Below are 10,192 nucleotides of genomic sequence, written 5' to 3' on the forward strand. Positions count from 1 at the left end.
TGTATGAATTTACCCAACATTTTAGCATTTTTAAGGATTATGCTAGCTCCTTTATTTTTTTTCTTGCTCACCCATTCTTTTGAAAAAATAGATCAAAGCTGGATTAATTATTTTGCGGCTTTAACATTTTCTTTAGCCGCAATCAGTGATTTTTTTGATGGTTATATTGCAAGAACTTGGAATCAAACAACAAAACTAGGAGGTATTTTAGATCCTTTAGCTGATAAAATGCTTATCTTGGCAGCTTTTTTAGGATTATTGATGATAGGAAGAGCAAATGAATGGATTATTTATCTCATACTCGTTCGCGAATTTTTTATCACAGGATTTCGCGTAGTTATGGTCAGTGAAAATTTAAACGTCAATGCCTCATTTGCAGGAAAACTAAAAACAACCTTTCAAATGATAGCCATAGGTTTTTTAACAATGCAATGGACAGGGGGGCAAATTTTACTTTATATTGCCTTTGTTTTAACTCTTTATTCTGGTTTTGAATACGTTTTAAGCTATATGAAACAAAACAAAGGAAAATTACAATGAAATCTTTATTTTTTTTAATTTTAATACTCATACTTGGATTTAAATTTTATTCTATTGAATTTTTAGCAACAATTTTAGTAATTTCTTTTTTAATCTTTTTTCATGAGTTAGGACATTTTTTAGCCGCAAAATCTCTAGGTGTTAAAGTAGAAATTTTTAGCATCGGTTTTGGAAAAAGTCTTTTAGAGTTTAATTTTAAAAATACTATTTATCGCTTAAGTGCTTTACCTTTTGGAGGCTATGTCAAACTTAAGGGGCAAGATGATATGCGTCCAGGTTTTGAAAATTTAGATCCTGATAGCTACAGTGTTTTATCTGCGTTTAAGAAAATTTATATTTTATTTGCTGGGCCTTTTTTTAATCTCCTTTTGGCTTTTATACTTTATATTCTCATCGGAAATTTAGGGATACAAAAATTATCAACACAAATAGGAGTCATTGCGCCAAATTCTGCTGCACAAATAGCTGGAATTAAACCCGATGATACAATTTTATCCATCAATGGAGTTAAAATTCAAAGTTTTGATGAAATTTCAAAACACCTAAGTCTAAAGCCTTTAAATATTGTAATTGATAGAAATGGAGAAAAAATCAATTTTAATCTTACTCCAAAAATAGGACAAGGGTATAATGATTTTGGTCAATTAGTTTCAAAAGCACAACTTGGGGTAAGTCCAAAAGGCACTGATGTATTAGTTTTTCACACGGGATTACAAAGTCTAAATTATGCTTTAGATGAAAGCATCAAAGCTTCAACACTTATTGTTAAGGGTATAGCAAAACTTATCGTTGGAGATGTGGAAGCTAAAAATTTAGGTGGCATTATCACAATGGCTAATATCACCTCAAAAGCAGCACAAACAAGTTTTACACTCCTCTTGTTTATCGCGGCTTTAATTTCAATAAATCTAGGAATTTTAAATCTTTTACCTATTCCTATGCTTGATGGAGGACATATACTGTTTAATATTTATGAAATTATTTTTAGACGCAAAGTACCACAAAAAGCTTTTGAATATCTAAGTTATGGAGGAATGGCTATACTTTTAAGCTTGATGCTTTTTGCTACTTTTAATGATATTTTAAGAGCTTTACAATGAGTCAAAATTTCACCTATCCTTTGCCCAATTTTTCAGATCCTAAAAAAAGTATTATTTTTTGGCGTTATTCTCGTTTTTGGGCTAGAAAACTCTTGTATTTTTCTCAAGTAAATTTTTTTATTAAAACACTTAATGAAGAAAAAAATAATCATTTGAAATATTTTTTTCAAGAAAGACCTTATGCCTGTTATAATGTCATTAGAAGATTTTGTGATAAAAGCTTTAGTGCCAATGATAGGGTTAAAACTTTACTTTATGATGTCGATAAAGGATTGAAAACATTTACTTTTCTTCCAGAAAAGAAAAGTATTTTTACGCTTAAAGATGAAGAAAATATTTTTGAAATTGATCTTGATCAAAATCATCATGTTTGCGAGGAAGGTTTTTGGGCGATTAAACTTAAATTTAACACTCAAGTCATCTTGCAAGCAAGTTTTTGCTTTACTTTGCAAAATAATATTTTAATCGCTTGCATACAAGGCTATAAGCATGAAAATTTAGATTCTTTGAAAATCAATAAAATTTGTACTAAAAAATTTTTTGGATTAAGACCTATAGATTTAATCATAGAATGCATTAAAATTTTAACTAAAGTTTTAAATTGCGATACCACACTCGGCGTTCATGAAAAAAATCAAATTCGATCCAAAAAAGGACAAAGCAAAGGTTATTATGTAAATTATCAAAAAATTTGGCTTGAAAATGGCGGAGAGCTTATAAAAATCAATAGACGCAATTATTATAAACTCTCTCATTTGAGAAAGAAGATTGAAGAAATTCCAAGTCAAAAACGCTCTATGTATAAAAAGCGTTTTGCAATACTTGATGAAATTGAGAAAAAAATCAATGAAATTTTTTCTAAATAATGCTTTTTAAATACTTAACACTTTTTCTACAACCTTCTTTTTGTAGTTTTAAAAGCTTTTCTAATTGCTCATTAGAAACTTCTTGAGGATAATAATATTGCATAGCTTTTAAGCCTTCAAATAAAGGTTTTTCGATTTTAAAAGCACCCTCGCCCAGCTCACTAACTCCACCGGTTCCTTTCTCTCTTTTAAAAGTTGCACAATAAGGATAACATTGCTCTATGTTAATACGATCTAAACCTTCACTTTTTAAAATTTCCACACAAGCTTTAATATCAATATTTCCTTCACCCAAAGGCACACCACAAACATAATCCACTCCATCTTCGTTAAAAACAATGTGATCCTTACAATGTGTGCTAAAAGTATATTTTGCCATATCCTTACAAGCTTTAATAGGATCTTCATAAGCCATCATTGAATTTCCAAAATCATATAAAAATCCTATTCTAGGATGATTAATTAAAGCCAATAATTCAAGCAAATCACCTGAGGTTTGATATTCATGATTTTCTATGGCAAGTTTTAAATCGTATGTTTCCAAAATGTCAATTAAGGCCTTAATTTCATCCGATGATCTTAAAAATTCTTCTTTATTAAAAAGCGCTGTGATCTTAGAATCATCAAAGCTACCATCACTCGCATTTTTAACTTTTTTACTTTTATCGGTTAAAGGTACATAAGATCTGATAATTTTTGCATCTAAAAATTGTGCTACTTTAGCAATTTTTTCAAATTTATTTTTATCAAAACCCTTAGCATCAATTTCACAATACATATTATATTCATCAAGTTTTGCTTTAATCTTTTTAAGATGATACTCATCATCGCTTCCCAAACACCCCCATTCCTCATCCAAGCCAAAATCTTTAATAATATTTATAATCACTCCATCACAACCCAACTCTTTTGCAAAATCAATATAAGAAAATATATCCATTCTGCCATTTTGAAACCATAAATGCATACTTTCACTCTCTAAACCAATTTTCATTTTTAATCCTTAATTATTTTTTTCTTAGCTATCATTTTTAATAAAATAGTTGTCACCACAACGCCACAAATTGCAAAAAATCCCATCAAACCAAAAACAATTCTATATCCTAATAAACTTTTATCAAAATGATCAATAATAAAGCCATAAAGTGCAAAGCAAAAAAGCTGAGGGGAGTATCCAAAAATACAAGCAATACTCATAGCTGCCCCACTGATTTCTCTAGGAATTTCAATCTCATCCACAGGGGCAAAAAATGTCGCACGCATAGTAAATACAATCGCTCCAAAACCTAAGGTTAAACACATTCCAAAATAAATATTTAATTTTTCATGAGGCATAAAAATAAAAATCAAAATCGCAAAAGCTGCTAAAATTAGAGCAAATCTTAAATATTTAGTTGATGAGTGAAATTTTTCATCTGCCAAATATCCACCTATAGGACCGCCGACTAATTTTAAAGTGTATTGATTGATAATTCCATAAGCTCCAACTAAAGCTACTGGCATACCATAAATATCTTTTAAAAAAGGTATAAATGAAGTCAAACCGCAGTATATAGAATAAATAGTAAAAATAGTTAAAGAAACCACCCAAATTTCAGGAGTTTTTATAGCCTTTACAACTCCATTCCAAGCAGCTTGATTTTTACTGATTTCATTACCTTGTTCATCGGTTGTATTGATCTTATCATCTTCAAGCAAGAAATAAGCCAAAACACCTGCGATAATTACACAAACACTATAAAAAAGTATAGCGGCTTTTAATCCGCCTGCTCCTGATCCTAAAAGTAAAAAAATTCCTAAAGCGCTAAAAGCAACAATAGTATCTACAACCCCTCTTCCAGCTTCTAAAAAACCAAAAAGTCTTCCTTGTTGAGTAGAGTCTCCAAGTAAGCGAATTGCCTTTAAAAGAACAGGCCAATAAATCACTTCACCAAACAAAGCTAACAATCCCCAAGCAATTAAAATACCATAAAATGATGGGAAAGTAGAAATATAAATTCCCACCAAACCAACACATACTAAGGAAAATGGAATAAGAATTTTCTTAGAAAATCTATCTGCTATATAAATTGAAGCAAAATTTCCAACTGTTTGGACTATGCCATAAACTGAAAGCGCAAGACCAATTTGAGTATTACTAAGACTCATAAATTCTTGCATAGGAACATAAAAAGCATCCTTTAAGGAAGAGAGTTTAAAGACAGTCCCCCCCCCTATGACTAAAACAATGAAAGTAAACCAGCGAATAGGTTTTGTCTGCATAGCATTCTCCTAATCAATAGAATCATTAAAATTATCTTAGCATAAAAAACACCATTTGAATAAAATTAAAATATATTTTAATTAAATTTAAATAAATAATGTTACTTTTGGTAATATTTCATCCTATCAAGTATAAATTAAGTATATTTTGATATAATTAAAAGTTTGCATAGTTAAAACTTTGCAAAATCCTTGCTCATTTATTGGGCTTAATATCCACAAGGAGAATTTATGAAACATTATGAGGTTTTATTTATTTTAAAACCAACTCTTACAGAGGAAGAAGTTAATACTAAGTTGGAATTCGTCAAAGAAGTCCTTACAAAAAATGGTGCAGAAATCGAAACTGTTGTTCCAATGGGCACTAGAAAACTCGCTTACAAAATTAAAAAATATGAGCGTGGAACTTATTTTGTTATTTATTTTAAAGCTCCTCCTAAATTAATTGCTGAGTTAGAAAGAGTTTTAAGAATCACAGAAGAAATTATTAGATTTTTAATCGTAAAATATGAAAATAAAAAAGAGATTGCGGCTTGGGAAAAACTAAGTCACGGTATCAAGCAATCTAAAAAAGAGATTAAACCTTTAGATACTCCTGAAATTCAATAAGGAATACAATGTTTAATAAAGTTGTTTTGGTTGGTAATCTTACGCGCAATATAGAAATGCGTTATGGGCAAAATGGTAATGCGATTGGTGCTTCAGCTATTGCTGTAACTAGACGTTTTACCGTAAATGGAGAAAAAAGAGAGGAAACTTGCTTTATTGATATCAGCTTTTATGGCAGAACAGCAGAAGTTGCAAATCAATATCTCACAAAAGGATCGAAAATTTTAATCGAAGGGCGTCTAAGATTTGAACAATGGAGTGATCAAAATGGTCAAAATCGTTCAAAACATAGTGTCCAAGTTGAAAATATGGAAATGCTAGGAGCAAACAATACACCTCAAAATAGTGGAAATTTTGGTAATTCATATACAAATTACGAAAATCAAAGCTATGATCCTTATGCAAGTCAAAGCAATTTTGAAAAAGCTCCACAAAAAACACCAAGCTCTAACCAAAACCAAGAGAAAATTAAAGAAATTGATGTCGATGCTTATGATAGTGACGACACAGATTTACCATTTTAAAAAGGATTAATTATGGCAGAAAAAAGAAAATATTCTCGCAAATATTGCAAATATACTGAAGCAAAAGTTGAATTTATAGACTATAAGGATACAGCTATGTTAAAACATGCTCTATCAGAAAGATTTAAAATTATGCCTCGTCGTTTAACAGGCACAAGTAAAAAATATCAAGAAATGGTTGAAGTAGCGATCAAACGCGCTAGACACGTTGCACTAATTCCTTATATAGTTGATAGAAAAGAAGTGATTAGTAATCCTTTTGAAGGATTATAATAAAAAGCAAAGGTTTTTTACCTTTGCTTGATTATTTATTTTACCAAAGCATATTTTAAAACTTCATCGAAATTTTTCACGGCAATTATTTTCATATTGTCCTTAACTTCGCTAGGAATATCTTTTAAGTCTCTTTCATAATTTTTCTTTGGAATTAAAGCGATTTTTATATCAGCCTTGTAAGCAGCAATGAGTTTTTCTTTTAAACCTCCTATAGGCAATACATTTCCCGCCAAATCAATCTCACCCGTCATTGCAACATCGGCACATACTTTTTTATCACTAAAAACAGAAGCAATTGCAGTACTTATAGTAATACCTGCACTTGGTCCATCTTTAGGGGTTGCACCATCTGGAACATGAATGTGCAAATCATAATGATCATAAACATTGCCTTTAGAATCTAAGATAAATTTTTTAGGAACTTTGATTTTACCTTGATCAATCAAAACTTTAATCACGCTAAAAGCGATTTTAGCTGATTCTTTCATCACGTCACCTAAGCTACCAGTTAGAGTTAAATTTCCTTTGCCTTTTATTTTAATCGCCTCAACTTTTAATACATCGCCACCCACACTTGTCCAAGCTAAACCATTAACCTGTCCTATACGGTTTTCTCCATCATTTTTTTCAATCTCAAAAACCTTTTTATCTAAAAATTCCTCTAGATTTTTAACATTAATATTTACTTTTTTTATCTTTTCTAAAAGTAATTTTTTTGCACTTTTTCGACAAATTTCAGCTACTTTTCTACGTAAATTTCTCACACCTGATTCTCTAGTGTATTCGCTAATAATAAGTTCTATAGTTTCATCATTTATACTTAATTCACTGGCTTTTAATCCATGTTTTTTAAGTTCATCTGGAATAAGATATTTTTTAGCAATATGAAATTTCTCATTAGGTGTATAAGAACTAAGCTCTATAAATTCCATCCTATCTCTTAAGGGTGCTGGGATATTGCTTATATCATTTGCGGTAGCTATAAAAATGATCTTACTTAAATCGATATTGAAATTTAAATAATAATCTCTAAATTTTGAATTTTGCTCTGGATCAAGGATTTCTAAAAGAACAGCACTCGGATCCCCTCTAAAACTTCGGTTTAATTTATCTATCTCATCTAAAACAACCACTGGATTAATTTGCTTTGCTTCTATAAGCCCTTGAGTAATACGTCCTGGCATAGCTCCTATATAAGTGCGACGATGCCCTCTTAATTCATTTACATCCTCAAGCCCTCCTAAAGCAATGCGAATAAGTTCTCTTTTTAACGCTTTTGCAACCGAGTTAGCCAAAGAAGTTTTTCCCACACCAGGAGGACCATAAAGACAAAGTATAACTTTGGCTCCATCTTTATCGGAAACCGAACGTTTTTCTAAAAGTTCTTTAACAGCAAAATACTCCTCTATACGCTCTTTTGGCTTATTTAAGGCATAATGATCGTTATTTAAATGCTTAGATACTTCTTTAATATCAAGCTTTTTTTTAGATATTTTTTCAAAAGGAACATCTAAGGCCGTTTCAATGTAAGTTTGTATCATAGACGCTTCAGAATTATCCTGATGAATACGATCAAATTTATCAATTTGTTTTTTAATCTCTTTATAAGCATCTTCATGCATAAATTTTTTCTTATTTTCTAATCTTTTATAGTATTCTCTAACCTCGTCTTCTTTTTGAGAATCACTCCCTAGCTCTTTTTGAATTTGTCTGAGTTGCTCTTTTAAGAAATATTCTTTATTTACTTTATCAATACGAGAATGGACTTTATTTTTAATTTCTTTTTGAATTTTATTTGCTTCAATTTCTTGAGCTATTAAATCAATTAATTTTAAAAGTTTTTCTTCTAAATTGGTCAAAATAAAAAAACTATAAGCATCTTGTTTTTTAATACGTATAATATTTAAAACTAAATCGCAAATTCTAGAAGCATCCATTCCTTCATCAATCGTTCTAAGCAAGTCAGGAGAAAAATAATGACTGATATTAGCTAATGCTTTGATTTTTTCTTTCAAAACTCCAAGCAAGGCTTCTTTTTTAGTATTATCCAAAGGTTCTTCTTCGATTAAATTTATAGTTGCCTCTAAAGGTTTATTTGAAATTGGTTTTATAATTCTAGCTTTAGCATAACCTTGAAATAGTATCTTAACTCTTCCATCAGGCAAAGGCACTTTTCTCATAATAGTACCCACAACCCCACAATCATAAATTTCATCAAAAGTTCTTCCGTTTTCAAATTTAGAAGGAGCAACAAAAAGCATAGAATCTTTTTTAATTGCAAGATCTAAGGCTTTCATATTTTCAGAATCATTGATAAAAATAGGTGTGATCATAAAAGGATATAAAAATAATTCATCTTCTACCAAAACAGGCAAATCAGCTGGATATTTTTGTATGTCTTCTATTTGCATTATTTTCCTTTAAAATTAAAATTTTTCAAATATGCTTCTATACCAAGGAAGTTCTGGCTTTATAATACTTTGCTTATAAAATTCACTTTCTCTTAGTTTTTGTTCGTAAATTTCTGCACTTTGAGCGTGTCCGGTTCTATAGTATAAATCTTTAATTGTATTATTAAGATAAAAAATCGCTAAATTAAATTTAGTCAGCATAGTTTGGACCAAAGGATTATACTCTGTATCAGGATAATCTTGTAAAAAATCACTGATTTCTTTTTGACTCTCAAGCATTAGTGCTTGATTTCGATTTGGCACCCCAAAAGCATCAAATTTAGCCTTTATTTTTAAATAACGTATATAATCAGCATTGCGAGAACTGCCAAATTTTTTATTATATTCATCCAAATAAAACTCAGCCAATTGATACTCTTCTTCATCAATATGGGCTTGTGCTAAAATTATAAGCGTGGTTTCTAAAAGCGGATTAGAAACGTGTTCGCTGGCCATACCATTATAATGCTCATCAGCCTTTTCTAAATCTTTATCCTGTAAATCTTTAATTATTTGCTTATACCACTCTTTTGCAGTTAAATTATACAAACCCTCATTGGTCTTTACACTACATGAACTTAAAAAAATTCCTATTAAAATAAAAAGAAAAAAAATTTTTTTCATTAATTTACGCCTTTTAAAATATCTTATTAAAATCATTATTTTACGATTATTTTTTGTAAATTATAATAAATTTAGATAAATAAATTTAAAATTTGGAACTAATATTGCTTATTTTATGATAGAATAATGATTATAAATCTTGAGGAGAAAAAATGACCTTAGCTGTTAAATGTCCCATTTTAGGTTTTGAAGAAACTAAAAATATGGAATTTTCAACTATAGATGAAGTATTTGTAAGATTAAAAAGTCTAGATGGCAAAAATTTTTCATTTGTACTTATCAATCCTTATCTTATAAGACCTGATTATGAATTTGATATACCAACTTATTATCAAGAATTGCTTTCTTTAACACCTGATTCTAACATGAAAATTTATAATATAGTAGCCATTGCTAAAAGCATAGAAGAATCCACTGTAAATTTTTTAGCCCCTGTGGTTATCAATCTTGATAATAATACTATGGTTCAAGTTATACTTGATACAGTTAATTATCCTGATTTTTTTCAAGCTGATCAAATTTCTAACTACATCAAAAAAAATGAAAATGAATAATTAAAATACTTAAAAATTATAATTTTTAAATACAAAAATAGCATTTTTTATCCTCAGGGAAATGCTGTTTGTATTTAAAAATTTTTAAATACTAATGAATGAAAAATGCTTTCTCTCTTTTAGAAATAATTATTTCAATTATAATTTTAAGCATAATTTTTATAAGTCTTTCAAAACTATTTTTTTATTTTCATCAAAATGAAAAAAAATTAGATATTTTTCAAAAACTATACACACTCCAAAATGAACTTTATCTAAATCCCAAGCAAAAAGACATTACACTTCATACTCAAGAGTTAAAAGATTTAAAATTTAAAGAACATTATATTGAAAATGATTTGTTTAAATTTAAAAGACTTTACATAAAAGATCAAAATTACACTTTCT

11 protein-coding genes are annotated in these 10,192 nt (G+C 29.3%); 7 read left to right on the top strand and 4 right to left on the bottom strand.

Annotated features, from left to right (window positions below):
• Window positions 1–3: 3 nt before the first annotated feature.
• The 3 genes from pgsA to H2279_RS04475 are packed head-to-tail and all read left to right on the top strand — an operon-like array spanning window position 4 to window position 2,506.
• Window positions 4–540: a CDP-diacylglycerol--glycerol-3-phosphate 3-phosphatidyltransferase gene (gene pgsA / locus H2279_RS04465; protein WP_137623410.1), complete on the top strand. Its 537-nt coding sequence runs from the start codon at window positions 4–6 to the stop codon at window positions 538–540.
• A complete protein-coding gene (gene rseP / locus H2279_RS04470; RefSeq protein ID WP_337195749.1) occupies window positions 537–1,640 on the top strand; it encodes an RIP metalloprotease RseP in 1,104 nt (367 codons plus the stop codon). The genes pgsA and rseP overlap by 4 nt, the downstream gene beginning before the upstream one ends.
• Entirely contained in the window at window positions 1,637–2,506 is an 870-nt protein-coding gene (locus tag H2279_RS04475; protein ID WP_137623412.1) for a VirK family antimicrobial peptide resistance protein, read from the top strand. The genes rseP and H2279_RS04475 overlap by 4 nt, the downstream gene beginning before the upstream one ends.
• Here H2279_RS04475 and H2279_RS04480 read toward each other — a convergent pair.
• Both H2279_RS04480 and H2279_RS04485 read right to left on the bottom strand, forming a co-directional pair.
• Window positions 2,499–3,500: a sugar phosphate isomerase/epimerase family protein gene (locus H2279_RS04480; RefSeq protein ID WP_337195750.1), complete on the bottom strand. Its 1,002-nt coding sequence runs from the start codon at window positions 3,498–3,500 to the stop codon at window positions 2,499–2,501. The genes H2279_RS04475 and H2279_RS04480 overlap by 8 nt on opposite strands.
• Window positions 3,501–3,502: 2 nt before the next feature.
• Entirely contained in the window at window positions 3,503–4,768 is a 1,266-nt protein-coding gene (locus H2279_RS04485) for an MFS transporter (protein ID WP_137623414.1), read from the bottom strand.
• Window positions 4,769–4,999: 231 nt separating this feature from the next.
• On the opposite strand from H2279_RS04485, the gene rpsF reads away from it, so the two are divergent.
• From rpsF to rpsR, 3 genes are read left to right on the top strand one after another with little or no spacing between them, the layout of a single operon-like run.
• Window positions 5,000–5,377 (top strand): 30S ribosomal protein S6, encoded by a 378-nt coding sequence (gene rpsF, locus H2279_RS04490; RefSeq protein WP_137623415.1) that lies wholly within the window; start codon window positions 5,000–5,002, stop codon window positions 5,375–5,377.
• A gap of 8 nt (window positions 5,378–5,385) precedes the next feature.
• Window positions 5,386–5,901 (top strand): single-stranded DNA-binding protein, encoded by a 516-nt coding sequence (locus H2279_RS04495; RefSeq protein WP_337195751.1) that lies wholly within the window; start codon window positions 5,386–5,388, stop codon window positions 5,899–5,901.
• 12 nt (window positions 5,902–5,913) lie between these two features.
• Window positions 5,914–6,174 carry a 30S ribosomal protein S18 gene (rpsR, locus tag H2279_RS04500; protein WP_059117862.1) on the top strand — a complete coding sequence of 87 codons (261 nt, stop codon included), beginning with the start codon at window positions 5,914–5,916 and terminating at the stop codon, window positions 6,172–6,174.
• Between the two features lie 35 nt (window positions 6,175–6,209).
• On the opposite strand, the gene lon is transcribed toward rpsR, so the two are convergent.
• Both lon and H2279_RS04510 read right to left on the bottom strand, forming a co-directional pair.
• Window positions 6,210–8,588, bottom strand: a complete 2,379-nt coding sequence (gene lon, locus H2279_RS04505) for an endopeptidase La (RefSeq protein ID WP_137623417.1) — start codon at window positions 8,586–8,588, stop codon at window positions 6,210–6,212.
• Window positions 8,589–8,603: 15 nt separating this feature from the next.
• Window positions 8,604–9,251 carry an outer membrane protein assembly factor BamD gene (locus tag H2279_RS04510; protein ID WP_337195752.1) on the bottom strand — a complete coding sequence of 216 codons (648 nt, stop codon included), beginning with the start codon at window positions 9,249–9,251 and terminating at the stop codon, window positions 8,604–8,606.
• A 152-nt stretch (window positions 9,252–9,403) separates the two neighbouring features.
• Between H2279_RS04510 and fliW the strand changes: the two genes are divergently transcribed.
• Entirely contained in the window at window positions 9,404–9,805 is a 402-nt protein-coding gene (gene fliW, locus H2279_RS04515; RefSeq protein ID WP_137623419.1) for a flagellar assembly protein FliW, read from the top strand.
• The last annotated feature ends 387 nt before the right edge of the window (window positions 9,806–10,192 follow it).

It is taken from the genome of Campylobacter sp. B0100352/1, assembly GCF_020135855.1.
Lineage (GTDB): Bacteria > Campylobacterota > Campylobacteria > Campylobacterales > Campylobacteraceae > Campylobacter_D > Campylobacter_D taeniopygiae.

Excerpts from the sequence above, each read along its gene's own strand:
- H2279_RS04510 (WP_337195752.1), bottom strand. The coding sequence starts at position 9,251 with ATGAAAAAAATTTTTTTTCTTTTTATTTTAATAGGAATTTTTTTAAGT.
- H2279_RS04480 (WP_337195750.1), bottom strand. The coding sequence starts at position 3,500 with ATGAAAATTGGTTTAGAGAGTGAAAGTATGCATTTATGGTTTCAAAAT.
- pgsA (WP_137623410.1), top strand. The coding sequence starts at position 4 with ATGAATTTACCCAACATTTTAGCATTTTTAAGGATTATGCTAGCTCCT.
- rpsR (WP_059117862.1), top strand. The coding sequence starts at position 5,914 with ATGGCAGAAAAAAGAAAATATTCTCGCAAATATTGCAAATATACTGAA.
- lon (WP_137623417.1), bottom strand. The coding sequence starts at position 8,588 with ATGCAAATAGAAGACATACAAAAATATCCAGCTGATTTGCCTGTTTTG.
- H2279_RS04495 (WP_337195751.1), top strand. The coding sequence starts at position 5,386 with ATGTTTAATAAAGTTGTTTTGGTTGGTAATCTTACGCGCAATATAGAA.
- rseP (WP_337195749.1), top strand. The coding sequence starts at position 537 with ATGAAATCTTTATTTTTTTTAATTTTAATACTCATACTTGGATTTAAA.
- fliW (WP_137623419.1), top strand. The coding sequence starts at position 9,404 with ATGACCTTAGCTGTTAAATGTCCCATTTTAGGTTTTGAAGAAACTAAA.
- rpsF (WP_137623415.1), top strand. The coding sequence starts at position 5,000 with ATGAAACATTATGAGGTTTTATTTATTTTAAAACCAACTCTTACAGAG.
- H2279_RS04475 (WP_137623412.1), top strand. The coding sequence starts at position 1,637 with ATGAGTCAAAATTTCACCTATCCTTTGCCCAATTTTTCAGATCCTAAA.
- H2279_RS04485 (WP_137623414.1), bottom strand. The coding sequence starts at position 4,768 with ATGCAGACAAAACCTATTCGCTGGTTTACTTTCATTGTTTTAGTCATA.